14 protein-coding genes and 1 pseudogene are annotated in these 14,924 nt (G+C 57.1%); 8 read left to right on the top strand and 7 right to left on the bottom strand.

The annotated features are described in order from the left end of the window. Positions 1-3 precede the first annotated feature (3 nt). Positions 4-972: a GNAT family N-acetyltransferase gene (locus ARC85_RS03875; protein ID WP_153741395.1), complete on the top strand. Its 969-nt coding sequence runs from the start codon at positions 4-6 to the stop codon at positions 970-972. On the opposite strand, the gene ARC85_RS03870 is transcribed toward ARC85_RS03875, so the two are convergent. Next, positions 961-1,971 (bottom strand): LysR family transcriptional regulator, encoded by a 1,011-nt coding sequence (locus tag ARC85_RS03870; protein ID WP_011785247.1) that lies wholly within the window; start codon positions 1,969-1,971, stop codon positions 961-963. The two genes, ARC85_RS03875 and ARC85_RS03870, sit on opposite strands and share 12 nt — an antisense overlap. A gap of 227 nt (positions 1,972-2,198) precedes the next feature. Between ARC85_RS03870 and ARC85_RS03865 the strand changes: the two genes are divergently transcribed. Beyond that, positions 2,199-2,969 (top strand): hypothetical protein, encoded by a 771-nt coding sequence (locus ARC85_RS03865; RefSeq protein WP_273030188.1) that lies wholly within the window; start codon positions 2,199-2,201, stop codon positions 2,967-2,969. Between the two features lie 44 nt (positions 2,970-3,013). Next, entirely contained in the window at positions 3,014-5,362 is a 2,349-nt protein-coding gene (locus ARC85_RS03860; protein WP_206851755.1) for a hybrid sensor histidine kinase/response regulator, read from the top strand. On the opposite strand, the gene ARC85_RS03855 is transcribed toward ARC85_RS03860, so the two are convergent. Together ARC85_RS03855 and ARC85_RS03850 are read right to left on the bottom strand one after the other, a co-directional pair. Then, complete coding sequence (locus tag ARC85_RS03855; protein WP_206851753.1) at positions 5,313-5,780, bottom strand: MarR family winged helix-turn-helix transcriptional regulator; 468 nt, start codon at positions 5,778-5,780, stop codon at positions 5,313-5,315. The genes ARC85_RS03860 and ARC85_RS03855 overlap by 50 nt on opposite strands. 2 nt (positions 5,781-5,782) lie before the next feature. After that, positions 5,783-6,268 carry a glutathione peroxidase gene (locus tag ARC85_RS03850; RefSeq protein WP_286714318.1) on the bottom strand — a complete coding sequence of 162 codons (486 nt, stop codon included), beginning with the start codon at positions 6,266-6,268 and terminating at the stop codon, positions 5,783-5,785. 255 nt (positions 6,269-6,523) lie between these two features. Between ARC85_RS03850 and ARC85_RS03845 the strand changes: the two genes are divergently transcribed. From ARC85_RS03845 to htpX, 3 genes are all read left to right on the top strand, one after another. Further along, positions 6,524-7,738, top strand: coding sequence for a pyridoxal phosphate-dependent aminotransferase (locus ARC85_RS03845; protein ID WP_286714317.1), 1,215 nt, complete (start codon positions 6,524-6,526; stop codon positions 7,736-7,738). A 12-nt stretch (positions 7,739-7,750) separates the two neighbouring features. Further along, the gene (locus ARC85_RS03840; protein ID WP_286714316.1) at positions 7,751-8,224 is read left to right on the top strand and encodes a hypothetical protein; all 474 of its coding nucleotides are present in this window, start codon (positions 7,751-7,753) and stop codon (positions 8,222-8,224) included. A gap of 93 nt (positions 8,225-8,317) precedes the next feature. After that, positions 8,318-9,199 (top strand): protease HtpX, encoded by an 882-nt coding sequence (gene htpX / locus ARC85_RS03835; protein WP_014421209.1) that lies wholly within the window; start codon positions 8,318-8,320, stop codon positions 9,197-9,199. A gap of 63 nt (positions 9,200-9,262) precedes the next feature. Here htpX and pdxB read toward each other — a convergent pair whose 3' ends face one another. From pdxB to ARC85_RS03820, 3 genes are read right to left on the bottom strand one after another with little or no spacing between them, the layout of a single operon-like run. After that, positions 9,263-10,417 carry a 4-phosphoerythronate dehydrogenase PdxB gene (pdxB, locus tag ARC85_RS03830; protein WP_286714315.1) on the bottom strand — a complete coding sequence of 385 codons (1,155 nt, stop codon included), beginning with the start codon at positions 10,415-10,417 and terminating at the stop codon, positions 9,263-9,265. A gap of 23 nt (positions 10,418-10,440) precedes the next feature. Beyond that, positions 10,441-11,712 (bottom strand): DEAD/DEAH box helicase, encoded by a 1,272-nt coding sequence (locus ARC85_RS03825; protein ID WP_014421207.1) that lies wholly within the window; start codon positions 11,710-11,712, stop codon positions 10,441-10,443. Next, on the bottom strand, positions 11,709-12,272 hold the full coding sequence (locus ARC85_RS03820; RefSeq protein ID WP_286714314.1) for an elongation factor P hydroxylase: 564 nt from the start codon (positions 12,270-12,272) through the stop codon (positions 11,709-11,711). Before ARC85_RS03820 ends, ARC85_RS03825 begins: the two co-directional genes overlap by 4 nt. A 146-nt stretch (positions 12,273-12,418) precedes the next feature. Between ARC85_RS03820 and dsbD the strand changes: the two genes are divergently transcribed. Then, positions 12,419-14,296 carry a protein-disulfide reductase DsbD gene (dsbD, locus tag ARC85_RS03815; RefSeq protein WP_286714313.1) on the top strand — a complete coding sequence of 626 codons (1,878 nt, stop codon included), beginning with the start codon at positions 12,419-12,421 and terminating at the stop codon, positions 14,294-14,296. A gap of 1 nt (position 14,297) precedes the next feature. On the opposite strand, the gene tusA is transcribed toward dsbD, so the two are convergent. Continuing rightward, positions 14,298-14,543: a sulfurtransferase TusA gene (tusA, locus tag ARC85_RS03810; RefSeq protein ID WP_286714312.1), complete on the bottom strand. Its 246-nt coding sequence runs from the start codon at positions 14,541-14,543 to the stop codon at positions 14,298-14,300. Between the two features lie 84 nt (positions 14,544-14,627). On the opposite strand from tusA, the pseudogene ARC85_RS03805 reads away from it, so the two are divergent. Next, a pseudogene (locus ARC85_RS03805) lies at positions 14,628-14,922 on the top strand (antibiotic biosynthesis monooxygenase family protein). Positions 14,923-14,924: the final 2 nt, after the last annotated feature.

Raw genomic sequence — 14,924 nt, 5'->3', positions numbered from 1 at the left:
GCCATGGATCTGAGATTTCGAAAATACAGCTGGCAACTGGCACCCGGGTCGGTTCGCGAGATTCGCCAGCGGGTGTTTATCGATGGGCAGAAGGTGCCGCCAGAGCTTGAGTGGGATGACACCGACGAGATTGCTGATCATTATCTTGCCGTCGATGCGTCCAACCAACCCGTGGCCACCGCCCGCCTGTTTTCCGCCCTGGAAGAAACCGGCTACATCGGCCGCATGGCCGTGTTACCGGAAGCCCGGGGCAAAGGTGTTGGAGAAGCCCTGCTCAGGCACCTGATCGCCGAGTCTGCCGGCCGTTACCAGGAACTCCGGCTCTCAGCCCAGGAACATGCCACTGGTTTTTACCAACGATGCGGCTTCCACATCTGTTCGCTTACCCCCTATGAGGATGCCGGCATTCCGCACCTCGACATGCGCTGTCTGGCACCGGATCTCGCCCATCGGGCCGGTGCAGGACGCAGCAACCCGTTAATCCTGGGAGCCGATGAGGAATCCTGGCTGTTTGACCAGCCCTCATCCTTCATGAACCTGATGGATTCCCTGGTTGGCCAGGCTGGCCAGCGCCTATGGCTTTACGACCGGATTCTGGACCATGAATTCTACGACAGGCATCGCCTGCGGGAATTGGTCTCTGCCCTCGCCCGTCGCCATCGACTGAGCGAGGTCCGTTTGTTGATTCACGACGACAAGCCATTAGTGCAACGACGACACCAACTGGTAGAACTGATGCGCCGGCTCACCAGCCGCATTGAGCTCCGGCTGGTGAACGAGGACTACCCCATGGAGGATCAGCCCTTCCTGCTGGTCGACCGCCAGGGCGTGTTGTACCGACACAGCTTTGACAAGACCGAGGGCTTTGCCGATTTTTCCGCCGGCCGGCGGGTCCGGCTGATGGAAGAGGCGTTCCAGAAAATGTGGGACGCCGCGCGCCCCTCTCTGGAGTTACGCGAACTACCGCTCTGAGTGGGACACCTGAACCGCCTGAGGTGACTCGAAACTGGCCCCGAATGGCGCAAATTCCTCATCCACTTCTTCCGCCACTTCCACAATCAGTTTGCGCAGCCACTGATGGTCCGAGTTGTGCTGCAGCAGCGGGCTCCAGGCCATCTTGAGTTCAAAGGGCGGAATCTCAAAAGGCGGCACCTTGACCACCAGATTTGGATTATCTTTTTGCAGCCAGGCTGCTCTCGATGGCAGCGTGGCGATCAGATCGTGTTGTTCCGCCAGCAGCATCGCCACCTGATAATGGCGCGTAAACACGGAAATCTGGCGCTTGCGCCCCATTCTGCCCAGTGCCTCGTCCACCCAGCCCAGGCGTTGAACATCCTTCGGATTCACCCCCACCCCGACACCAAAACCGGTCTTGCTGACCCAGATATGACTGGCGTCCAGATAGGTATCCAGTGTAAACGGCTCTTTCAGGATCGGGTTCCGGGCGTTCATCAGGCACGCAAAGTATTCCGTCCAGAGGGTTTTCTGATGAAATGACTGGGGAATCTTGTCGAAACGGTTAATCGCCATGTCCAGGCGACCCTGCTCCACATCCAGAAAACTGACATCACTGGGCGTCAGAACATCCAGCGTGACATGCGGTGCTTCCTGTCGGATACGGCGCAACACCCGTGGCATCAGGCAGGATTCCGCGTAATCACTGGCCATGATCCGGAACACCCGCTGGCTCTCACCGGCCGCAAACGGTGTTTTTTCCTGCACCGCCTGCTCGATATCCGATAGAATCCCGCGAACCAGTGGCTGCAATTCCCTGGCCCGCTCGGTGGCCGTCATGCCTTCACTGGTTCGCACCAGCAGGGGATCGCCAAACAGATCCCGCAGCCTCCGCAAACCGTTACTCATGGCCGGCTGAGTGATGCCAAGGTGATTGGCCGCTTTGGTTACATTGCGCTCCCGCAACAGCACATCCAGGTACACAAGCAGGTTCAGATCAACGCGGGAAATGTCCATAGGCAGCCAGACCTCACCGTCAGCAGCAGGGTGTATTATTCATTTCCGCAATATACAGGAATCTGAAAATTCACGTAATAAATGAACCTACTACCCTGATTACAACCTGAAAAGGACGGAATAGCATATTTCTGCTAGGCTTTCAGGGCGTTACCGAATAATATCAAAACCAATAAAACAAGCCCTCGGGCCAGACGTTCATTCAATCCGGAGCCTAACCCCACACCATGGATACCACTACCATTGTGCTGCTGCTCGCCGCGATCGTCACCGTTTCCCTGGTTATTATCGTTTTCAGCCAGATGCGGGAAAAAGCGAGGATCGAACGCGTTCGCAAAATGACGGCTCAGGAAGATGCCTACAACAAGGCCTACCGCCTGCTTACCGAGATTCCCGGCCAATACCTCACGCCAGACCTTAAACTGCTGCTACTCAAGCGCATGGAAGACGCCTGCCAGGAACTGACCGCGCTGAAGAGTGATCAGCCGGTAAAACAGTGGCTGGAGAACATTGCGCAAACCAAAAAGCAGATTCTGGAAAAAAACGACCAGCGCCCACCCGTAAAAGTCGACTCTCCGGAAAAGTCCACCTACATCAAAGAACTGCTCCAGGCCTTGTTCAAGCTGATTGAGGCTATGCATAAAGCCGGCCGGATAGACTCTGCCACCGCCAAGAAGAATCTGAAGTATGTTCTGTTTCTGGTGCACAAAACCCACGCCGACCTGCACGTATTCCAGGCCCGGGATTTCATTCGCCAGAACCAGATCCGCAAGGCCATTCACGCTTATCACCTTGCCAGTACTGAGATGGGCAAATCCCGGGACAACCCTCTTGCCATGAAAGCGGTGAAGAGCTTCCGTACCCGCATCAAGGAACTTGAGGAAATGAGCACAGAAGGCAAGATGAATGAGGAAAACCATTCCAAGCTGGACAAGGAATGGGACAACTTTCTGCAGGACGACGACACCTGGAAGAAAAAAGCGGATTACGACGACTGAACGCGGCTTCGTAAACGCCCATATCTCAAGGATGACGCAACATCGTGTTTAACAGAATCAGGCAACGGCTCTCCTATCGCCTCACCCGGGACACGGTCCTGGTCGCCATGGTGCTGGGCCTTGTACTGAACCTGATCCAGATCACCCTGGACTACTTCACCGCCCGGGAATCGATGGACCGCGAAGTTCGCGCCCTGATTGAAATCAGCCAGAGCCCGGCCTCCCAGATTGCCTATAACATTGATGTCCGGCTCGCGGAGGAGCTGCTCGACGGCCTCTTGCAACACCCCGCCACCATAGACGCCCGAATTATTGACAGCGATGGCCAGACCATGGCTGCAGCCAGCCAGAGCAGCCCGGTTTCCCGCTATCGCTGGATCAGCGATCTGCTGTTTGGCGCCAGCCGCGTGTTCAATGAGGAACTGCAGGTGCCGCAATTGGCGGATCTGCCTCTGGGCCAGCTTGTTGTAACCATCGACACCTATCATTACGGCATACAGTTTCTCACCCGGGCGACCAATACCCTGATTATCGGGCTGCTGAAAAGCCTTGCGCTCTCCGGTGTACTGCTCGCCATTTTCTATTTTGTGTTGACCCGGCCCATGATGAACGTCATCAACGCCCTCAGTCAGGTGCGGGCAAGTTCTCCGGAGAAAGTCCGGCTTCCGATTCCGGAAAACCACAAAGGTGATGAAATCGGCACCATGGTGGGCATCATCAACCAGCACCTGGAAAACATGGAAGTGAGCGTGGCCAAGCTGCGATCCGCCGAAAGCGCCATGAAAAACTATTCCAGCCAGCTGGAACGGGAAGTGGAGGACCGGACCCGGGAGATTTCGGAAAAAAATGAAGCTTTGCTGCGCGGTAACCGGGCGCTGGTCCGCGCCAAAGAAGACGCTGTTCGCAGAGCTCGCGCCCGGGCCAACTTTCTGGCAAGCATGAGTCACGAAATCCGCACACCACTCAACGGTGTTCTGGGCATGTTGGGTCTGGCACTGGAAAGCGAGAAAGACGCAGGTCAACGCAATCGCCTGGAAATCGCTCTGAATGCCGGTGAGAGCTTACTCGGCCTGCTCAACGACATTCTCGACATCTCCAAGGTAGAGGCTGGCAAACTCTCCCTGGAAAGCATTCCTTTCAGCATGAGAAAACTGATTGAAGAATGCGCAACCCTGCACGCTCAACAAGCCCGGCGCAAAGGCATTAACCTGGTTAACGAGACCGCGCCGGATTTGCCAGAGCATTTTCTGGGGGACCCCACCCGTACCCGTCAGATTCTGAACAATCTGCTCAGCAATGCCATCAAATTCACCGATGCAGGCACCGTAAAGATTCGCACCAGCTGGTCCGGGGGCAGCTTGCGACTGGAAGTCATCGACACCGGGATCGGTATGTCGAGAGAAGGCCTGCACCGGATATTCTCACCGTTTTCCCAGGCCGATACTGACACCACCCGCCTCTACGGCGGAACCGGGCTTGGGCTGACACTCTGCCGGCAACTGGTGGAGCGAATGCATGGCCAGATTCTGGTGGATTCCAAGGAAGGCGCCGGAACCCACTTTACCGTGACCCTGCCGCTTCCGGTACACCAGGGCGATGAGCCGGCGATCGAAGCAGGCGTGCTACGACGCCTGAGCGATATTGGTATTGCCATGGCCCTGCCCCAGAGCAACCCTCACAGACTGGCCATTGAGTCCCAGTTGCGCTCCTGGAACATACCGGTGCGCAGTGCCAGTCGGCATCCGGAAGGAATCCTGCTGATTGATGCTGCAAATTCGCCCCGGGAAAGCCTTGCCTTTGCCAATGACTGGCGCGGAGAAGGGGTGATTCTGGCCGATCAGTCCGGAACCGCAACCAGCAATCACCCCAGACACTGCGTCGTGGCACTGCCGCTGCGCAGGGACGACCTGTTCCGATGCCTCTGCGCTGCCGGCGGACTGGATTCGGGTGGGCAATCAACACGCCCGGATCGGTCGCTTGGCACAGGCCAGCCACCGATACCGGCTCTCAACATCCTGTTGGTGGAAGACAATCAGGTCAACCAGTTGGTGGCCAGCAGCCTGTTGAAGAAACTGGGGCACCGGGTAGATCACGCGGAGAACGGGCGCAGAGCCCTTGAGGCACTCCAAAACAAAACTTACGACCTGGTGCTGATGGACTGCCAGATGCCGGTTATGGATGGTTACGAAGCAACCCGTGCTATCCGCCAGAACCCCCAATGGCAGACGCTACCCGTCATTGCGGTAACCGCCAATGTGATGCAGGGCGACCGGGAGGATTGCCTGGCATCGGGCATGAATGACTACATCACCAAGCCCTACAATCGTGACGAACTCAGGGCGGTTATCGCTCGCTGGGCTCCACTGCCTCCAGAATCTCCAACAGACTCCTGAGCTCCTGTCGCAGTGACAGCAATCGCTCCGGATCAATATCCAGACCACATATAAGTCGGCCAGGCACGTTCGCCGCCTTGGCCCGCAGCGCCCGTCCGGCATTGGTCAGCCTCAGCCGAACCACCCGCTCATCCTCGGCGAGCCGAGCCCGTTGCAACAGATCCCGCTGCTCCAGGCGTTTAAGCAGCGGCGTCAACGTTCCCGAGTCCAGTCTTAATCTGGCCCCCAGGTCGCTGACCCGCGGCTTGATTCCCTCACGGTCCGCTTCCCACATCACCAGCATGACCAGGTACTGGGGATAGGTCAGCCCCAGCTCCTCAAGTATCGGCCGGTATCTGGCAGTCACCGCCCGGTTCGCTGCATACAGTGCAAAACAGATCTGGTTATCAAGCGCCAGTATCTGATCGTTATCTGTCATGGTCAGAGCAATTTCTCGATATCGGCGCGGATGTCGGCCGGCTTGGCCGTTGGCGCATAGCGCCGCACAACCTGACCTTCCCGATTGACCAGAAACTTGGTGAAATTCCACTTCACTTTCTCAGAACCCATCAGGCCTTTGGCCTCACGTTTCAGGAACCGAAACAGCGGATGTGTGCCGTCACCATTCACCTCAATCTTGGCGAACATGGGGAAACTGACACCGTAGTTCAGGGAGCAGAACTGGCTGATGGCATCGTCGTTACCAGGATCCTGATTCATGAACTGGTTACAAGGGAAACCCAGTACCTCAAAGCCACGCTCTCCCAGTTCATCATGGAGCGACTGCAGCCCCTCAAATTGAGGCGTAAAACCGCATTTGGAGGCCGTATTCACAATGAGCAGAACCTTGCCCCGATAATCGTCCATTGATACTTCCTGCCCTTTAATATCTTTGGCACTGAAGCTGTAGATGGTTTCGCTCGTCATGAAATGTCTCTCCTGTATTGGCCGGCTATGGCCGGTTTGTATGAACGGCTCACTTACATTGTGCACAATATAATTTTCCGCAACAAGACAAGGAACTGTCACTTAGGGTCAGCCTGGTGACACATCACTTCAAAGACGTTCCGTAAACTATCCTGTTTTGGCCACAATTCCACACAATTGCCCCTGTTACCCCGAGGCATCCCTCCGCTAGAATAAGACTTTCGTTCAGAACCTTAGCGAAGGACCCAGGCTCCCATGCAGAACTATTTCAAATCCGCCAAACTCGACAATGTCTGTTATGAAATTCGTGGCGTGGTTCTGCGTGAAGCCCGCAGGCTCGAAGAAGAAGGGCACCGGGTTCTGAAGCTGAACATCGGCAACCCGGCAGCCTTTGAGCTCAACGTACCGGAAGAAATCCAGCAAGACGTCATCTACAACATGCATCAGGCCCAGGGCTACGTGGAATCCAAGGGGCTGTTTTCGGCCCGAAAGGCCGTGATGCACTACTGCCAGCAGAGGGGCATTGCCAAAGTCGATATTGATGACATCTACCTGGGCAATGGCGTCAGCGAGCTGATTGTGATGTCCATGCAGGCATTGCTGAACACCGGCGACGAAGTACTCATTCCGGCCCCGGACTACCCGCTCTGGACCGCCGCCGTCACGCTGTCCAGCGGCAAACCGGTGCATTACCGCTGCGACGAACAACAGGACTGGTTCCCGGACATCGACGATATCCGCAAAAAGATCACCCGCCGGACCCGGGCTATTGTGCTGATCAACCCGAATAACCCGACCGGTGCCGTGTATTCTGAGGAATTACTCCAGCAAGTACTGGAGCTGGCCCGGGAACACAATCTGATCATCCTGTCGGACGAGATCTACGACAAGATCCTGTACGACGGCACCCAGCACACATCCATTGCCTCGATGGCAGACGATGTGCTGTTTTTCACCTACAACGGCCTGTCCAAAAACTACCGGGCGGCCGGTTATCGTTCCGGCTGGATGATCATCAGCGGAGCCAAACACAAGGCCCGGGACCTGATCGAAGGCATCGACATGCTGTCGAACATGCGCTTGTGCGCCAACGTCCCGGCCCAGCTGGCAATCCAGACCTCTCTGGGCGGCTATCAGTCCATCAACGATCTGGTGGCACCGGGAGGTCGTCTGTACGAGCAGCGTGAGACCGCCTGGCGCATGCTCAACGACATTCCCGGCGTCAGCTGCGTCAAGCCCAAAGGGGCGCTTTACCTGTTCCCGAGGCTCGATCCCAAGCACTTCCCGGTGGTGAATGACGAGAAGCTGGTTCTGGATCTGCTGCTCCAGGAGAAAATACTTCTGGTTCAGGGCTCGGCCTTCAACATTGATGACAAGCAGCATCTCCGGGTTGTTTTCCTGCCCAGAGCGGACACCCTGGCCGATGCCATGGGCCGTCTGGGCAACTTCCTTGAACACTATCGCCAGTAATTCGGAGTCAACATGGCAGACATTCATGTCGAGGAATTCTACAAGGACGTTGCAATTGCCCTGGTTCAGCTCTACATGGCATTTCCCCGGCGGGTAAACCTGTTCGTGGAGGATATCGCCGGGCCAGACGAACCCGATGAGTTCGGCCTGCACAGCAAGCGCCACATGGCCTGTTTCGGTGCCCTGCTCTGGCTTTCCGAAGAAGGCCTGCTCCGTTACGTGGACACTATCCGCCAGGAAGCTCTCGACCAGGCAGTGCTGACCCGAGAGGCGTTTGTGCGGCTCAGTGCCCCGGCCCCGCAGGCGCTTCTGAGGGAACTGTCGGCGGCTTCAAACGAACCCGAATTGCCGCCTTCCGTTCAGAAGGACTTGTCCACCTATATTCATCTGCTGCGCTCCGCCCTGAAAAGCGGCAGTTCCAGCCGCATCAGTCTGGCGGTGCAATCAACCTTCTTTAACGATTCAGGCCTGCAACCCGTTCATTAAATGGCGTTAAGGTTCTTGAACCGCTGAACCGGAACCACATATATCGGTCAGAAAGGCAACACGTTTCCCGGTAAGCTGATACAGGAAAAAACCATGCGTATTCTGTTGTTTCTGGCCACCAACCTGGCCGTTATTCTGGTTGCCAGTTTCACCCTGCGACTGCTGGGGGTCGATAGTTATCTGGCACAACAAGGCATCGACTACGGCTCGCTACTGGCGTTTGCGGCGGTGTTCGGCTTCGCTGGTGCGTTTATCTCGCTGTTCCTATCCAAGCCCATGGCGAAGTGGAGCACCAAAGCCCGGGTGATCGACTCACCTCGCACGCCGGCGGAGCGCTGGCTGGTTGAAACCGTCGCGGAGCTGGCAAAGAAAGCCGGTATCGGCATGCCCGAAGTGGCCATCTTCCCTGCTCAGCAATCCAATGCCTTTGCCACTGGATGGAATAAAAACGATTCTCTGGTGGCGGTCAGTGAGGGGTTATTGAGCCGCTTTGACAAGGACGAAATCCGCGCAGTACTGGGCCATGAGATTGGCCATGTGGCCAATGGCGACATGGTGACCCTGACGCTGATCCAGGGCGTGGTGAACACCTTTGTTATCTTCGCCTCGCGGGTGATCGGCTCGTTCGTGGACCGGGTCATCTTCAAGAATGAGAACGGCCATGGAATCGGCTTTTTCGTGGTCAGCATTGTGGCGGAAATTGTGCTCGGCATCCTGGCCAGCACCATCGTGTTCTGGTTCTCCCGTCGGCGGGAATACCGTGCCGACATTGCCGGTGCCCAACTGGCAGGGCGAGGCGCCATGATCAGCGCCCTGGCACACCTGAAAAAGGAAAGTGAGGTTCCGGATCAGATGCCGGACACCCTGCAGGCATTCGGCATCAACCGGGGAGCCCGCGAAGGCCTGGCAGCGATGTTCATGACCCACCCGCCGCTGGAAGACCGGATTGCGGCGCTGCAGAACGCCAAACTGTAATCACACGGAAAAGGGCGCCACTCAGGCGCCCTTCTCTTTTGACGAGTTCGGACATCCAGGGTGTCAGATCTTCAGTTTGAACCCGATGGCCCTGAAGCTGTCCTGAATCGACTTGCTGCTACCCTTCAACTGCACTTTCAGACTCGAGCATTCCCGGCGAACCGGATAGTCCCTGCGCAACTGATCAAAAGCCTGCGCCCGTTCCTCAGGATTACCGCACATCGTCAGGCGCAGGCGGGCATCGTCCCGGCGAGGGTCGTAACAGGCACGCAAGGCAATCTGAACGGCCTCATCCTCATCAGCGCTGCTGGTAAAAGAGACTTTACTGAGCGCCGGCTCCGGCAGAAATTGCCCGGCCTTCTTGCGCACGGGCAGCCCCAGATACCGGCACAGGGCCTGGTAGATCATTTCCGTGCCCTGCATCTTGCCTTCAAGACTGTAGCCGGCAATGTGGGGCGTGGCCAGCCACACCCTGTCTACCAGATCCGGATTGATTCTGGGCTCATGCTCCCAGACATCCAGCACCACCGTGGGTGCGTCCGCCTGCTGAAGCCGGGCAAGCAATGCCTCACCGTCTATCACCTCGCCCCGGCCGGCGTTGATCAGCAACTGATCCTGCCCAAGCAGCGCCAGCTCGCTGCCCCCGATCATCCGGTTGGTGGGGTGGGCGCCGGTTCGCGTCAACGGCGTGTGCAAGGTCACAACGTCACAATCCAGAGCCTCGGCCAATGGCACAAACTCCTCAGCGTGATCTTCTTCAGCTTCCTGCCTGGGCGGGTCACAGAGCTTTACCGTGAAATCCAGCCGCTCCAGCATTCGGGCCAACTCACCACCGACATTGCCCACCCCGACAATCCCGACCGTCAGGGATGACCAGTCTTCAATGCCGCGCTTTTCTGCGTACAACGACAGCACCGAGAGCACATACTCAGCCACACTGACAGCATTGCAGCCTGGTGCAGCGGCGAAACCAATGCCTTGCTCCTGCAGCCAGGCCTGATCGATATGGTCCGTTCCAATCGTGGCCGTGCCAACGAACCGCACCCGCGTGCCCTCCAGCAACTGCCGGTCTACCCGGGTTACCGAACGTACCAGCAGGATGTCGGCATCCTTTACCTGATCCGGAGTGAGCGTCCGGCCATTCACCCGGCGAATCTCTCCGATGTCGCCAAAAAAAGAATCCAGTAAGGGGATGTTTTCGTCCGCAACAATCAGCATAACAGTAGTCTCACCAGTGACTATCAATGACGACGTGGTCTGGGTCCGCGACCACTGTTGCCCTGCGGCCGGCGACCACCCCGCTTGCGGGTAATCGGCGGGTTATCCATGGCGGCTGTCAGATTCTCATCTGGCACCGCCGTCTTCAGCTTCTGGCTGATGTATTTTTCAATCTCCGGCAGGGCAAACGCGTCCTCTTCACCAGCGAAGCTCACCGATACGCCGGTTTTACCGGCACGGCCAGTACGACCAATGCGGTGAACGTAATCTTCGGCATTGTCTGGCAAATTGTAGTTGAATACATGGGTCACGCCGTTTACGTGGATGCCACGGCCCGCCACATCGGTAGCAACCAGCACCTGGATCTGCCCCTTCTTGAACTGGTCAAGCGTTTTCAGCCGCTTGTTCTGGGCAATCTCGCCAGACATCAACGCCACTTTCACACCCTGGTTTTTAAGATCCTCTTCAAGATCACGGCACTGGTCACGACGGTTGGCAAAAACAATCGCTTTCTCTACTTCCGGCCGCTTCAGGTAATTCACCAGCACCGGCAGCTTTTCGTTATCGGACACCAGGAAAACGGTCTGTTCAACTCGTTCTGCAGTCTTCTGTTCCGGCTCGATTTCGACAAACTCGGCATTGCGGGTCCACATGGATGCCAGGTTGAGGACATCCTGGTTGAAGGTGGCACTGAACAGCAGGGTCTGGCGCTCATCCTTGGGGGTACACTTGCGGATGATGCGCTTGACGTCCGGGATAAAGCCCATATCGAGCATCCGGTCCGCCTCATCCAGAATCAGGATGTCGAGCTGATCCAGAAAAACATCCTGTGAGCCCAGGAAATCGATCAATCGGCCCGGGGTAGCCACCAGGATGTCGACAATTTCGTTCTGCAACTGCTCCCGCTGCTTGTCGTAGTTCATCCCGCCAACCACAGTAACCACATTGTGGCCAGTGTAATGACACAGCTGTTCGGCGTCCTTGGCAATCTGCATGGCCAGTTCGCGGGTGGGCGCCAGCGCCAGAACACGGGGCTCGGAGGCAAAACGCTCTTTCTCGTCGATCGGAGTTTCCAGCAAAGACTGAATCGCGGTAATCAGAAAGGCTGCAGTCTTGCCGGTGCCCGTCTGAGCCTGGCCAATGAGGTCTTCACAGGCCAAGGTCCAGGGCAGCGTTTCTGCCTGAATGGGCGTGCAGTACTCGAAGCCAATTTTGGAAATAGCATCCAGCAGTCGCTTGTCCAGATTGAGGTCGCTGAAGCGTAAATCGCCGGTATGCTTTGGTTCTGATGTCATAGGGGTTCAGGTATCCTTGATTGATCGTATTCCTGCTCTGCAGTTAACAGACGGGTCTTCACTCGAGCCCAGGTTTCATCTATCCGGGCACCAGTGCTGTAAAACTGCAAGAGCGAATCGTAGAACTGCTGTGCACGGCGGGGTAATCCACAGGCAAGGTACTCGCTCGCCTGGTTGAGCACATTCAGGCGGAATGCCTCTCCATCGGCAGCGCCTCCGCCGGCGAGGTTGTCGACACTGATGTGAAAGCGGAAGCCGGCCGCCAGGGAAAACAGACACTCTATGGCCTGAGGTTTCACCTCCACCTGCTCAAACGCTTGCTGCTGTTCAGGTGTTCGTCCATCCGGACAGTACCAGTATCCGTAATCGTACATTGTGCGCCGATGCTCACCGGCAATGCACCAGTGGGCAATCTCGTGCAGGGCACTGGCAAAAAAACCATGGGCAAAGACTACCCTGGCAAGACCCTCGGGCTCGCTCACAGGGAGATATTCCGGTTCGTCGCTGCCCCTGACCAGAATCGTCCGGTATGATTCCCGGAACAGGTCATTGAACAGCATGATAAGATCGTCTGGATTGTGATTCATCGGTTGGCTATTGTGCGACTTTAACGCGGCCAATACCAGTGGGAACTTTCGCCACAGCATGGTGTCCACTGGCTTCGAACCGACTTCATGCATACCAGAATCAGGAAATGACCGTATCCATGTCAGCAGTCCAGGCCTTCAGTGCTTCTACGCGAAATCTGTCCTACCATCTCCTGCTTGTGTTGGCAGTGGGTCTGTCGCTGGCGTCTCCCGGAGCCAAGGCTCTGGGGTCCGGCAATGGCAGCCTGTTTGGTAACAGCGAATTTCTGCCGGTAGATGAAGCACTACCCTTTGATTACACCACTGATAACGGGGCTGTGGTGCTGGCCTGGAATATCACCCCCGGCCATTACCTCTATAAGAGCCGCATACAGATCAATGCCGTAACTGATAGTGTACAGGTTGGCGAACCCGGCTTTTCTTTGCCGGGCACGCTGACTGAAGACGAATTCTTTGGTGAGATCACCGTTTTTTTTGATCCGGTCCAGGCCAGGGTACCCATCACCCTGCCCGACGGTGTCCGGGAAGCGGAACTACAGGTGACCTACCAGGGTTGTGCTGAGGCGGGTCTGTGCTATCCCCCGCAGACCCGGGACGTACTCTATTATCCCGGCGGCGACAATGCCGGCAACGCCGCTAACATAGCGCCCCCGGATTCCGGAAATGCGGCGCCCGCAGACACGTCGACCGCCACTGGCCTCGCCGGTTTCCTGTCCAGCCAGTCGATCTGGATGATCGCCGGCGTATTCTTTTTACTGGGCCTGGGGCTGACCTTTACGCCCTGCGTACTGCCCATGGTGCCAATCATCTCCTCCATGGTCTCAGGGCGAAACACAAGAACCACAAGCCATGCATTACTGCTGTCGGGTAGCTATGTGCTGGGCATGGCATTGACCTACGCCGCAGCGGGTGTGATTACCGGCCTGTTGGGCGCCAGCTTCAATCTTCAGGCACAGCTACAGTCGCCCTGGGTACTGAGTGTTTTCGCGGTCATGTTCGTAATCTTTGCGTTATCGATGTTCGACCTGTTCGAGATTCAGTTGCCGCGTTTTATCCGGGAACCCCTCAACGATGCCAGCCATCGCCTGACCGGTAGTCGCGTCTTCAGTATCTTCGGCATCGGCGCACTTTCAGCACTTATTGTCTCGCCCTGTGTGTCGGCGCCATTGGCCGGCAGCTTGCTGTACATTTCCACGACCCAGGATGCCGTGATCGGTGGCGTGGCGCTGCTGGCACTGGGCCTTGGCATGGGTGTGCCCCTGATACTGGTTGCCGTTGGCGGCCGGAAACTGCTGCCAAGCTCGGGCCACTGGATGACCACGGTAAAGCATTTCTACGGCGTCATGCTGCTGGCCGTGGCCATCTGGCTGGTTGAACGCCTGGTTCCAGTCTGGCTCAGCCTGACCATGTGGGGGCTGCTGATCGCCATTACGGGCGTGCAGCTGGGGGCATTCGATGCCGCCAAGGCCGGTTGGCAGCGCACCCGCAAGGGTTTGGGACTGGTTATGTTTGCCTATGGTCTGGCTCTGCTGGCGGGAGCCGTCAGCGGTGCCAACGACCCGCTCAGGCCCCTGGCCCCCTTTGTCGCGTCCGCGGCGCCGGGCACTGTGGCGGGGGAGGTATCACACGCCAGTTTCCAGCGTGTTGAGGAGCCCGGCCAGCTCCGCGCTTTGCTGGCCAATGCCAGTGACCGCGGGCAGCCTGTCATGCTGGACTTCTATGCGGACTGGTGCATTTCCTGCAAAGTCATGGAACGCAATGTGTTCAGCGATCCACAGGTCATCCAGGCACTGTCGCCCTACACCCTGCTGCAGATTGACATGACGGACAATACGCCCGCCCAACAGGCCCTGCTTGATGAGCTCGGCCTGTTCGGCCCCCCGGCAATACTGTTCTATCAGGCGAGTGGGTCAGAGCTCAGCGATGCCCGCGTGCTGGGGGAAATGGATCGGGAGCAGTTTCTGGAGCACGTGGCCAACGTTGGTCAGAAACTCTGAGTCAGGCGTCCTGACAGCGGCGGATCAGGAACAGGAATTCGCCGCCGGATTCCCGCTGGCTGAGCAGTTCATGCCCGAGGAACTGGCAGAACCGCGGGATATCCCGAGTGGTTGAAGGATCGGTAGCCACAACCCGCAGCACCTGCCCAACCCCAACATCGTGGATGCGATTGTGCAACATCATGACCGGCTCGGGACAGAACAACCCCCGTGCATCCAGCTCTGCGTGATAATCATGATCGGACAAGCGTGACCTCCTGCCTGTAGCGTGATTTTTCTGAATCCGGTGCTAAATTATTGTTTATAGCAGCGAAAATAAAGGGAGAGTGTCATGATTCGGGTACTCATTGAACGCCATATTGCCGAAACTCTGGAGTCAGCCTACGAAGACAGGGCCAGAAAAGTGTTACAGCAGGCCGTCAGCGCCCCGGGCTTTATCTCCGGTGAGACCCTGGTCGACTGCCGCGACCCCAACCATCGCATGACACTGGCAAACTGGCGCTCAGAGGCAGACTGGGATCGCTGGTACCGCTCTCCTGAACGCCAGGAGTTAATGGCCGAGCTTACCCCGATGAATGGACCGCGATGAAGCAATCACCGTGCTACAGCACAGCGATATGCCCTGAGG

Source organism: Marinobacter sp. tcs-11 (genome assembly GCF_002049515.1).
GTDB lineage: Bacteria > Pseudomonadota > Gammaproteobacteria > Pseudomonadales > Oleiphilaceae > Marinobacter > Marinobacter nauticus.
The sequence above is the reverse complement of the archived record's forward strand: the minus strand, read 5'-3'. Positions and strand labels throughout refer to the sequence as shown.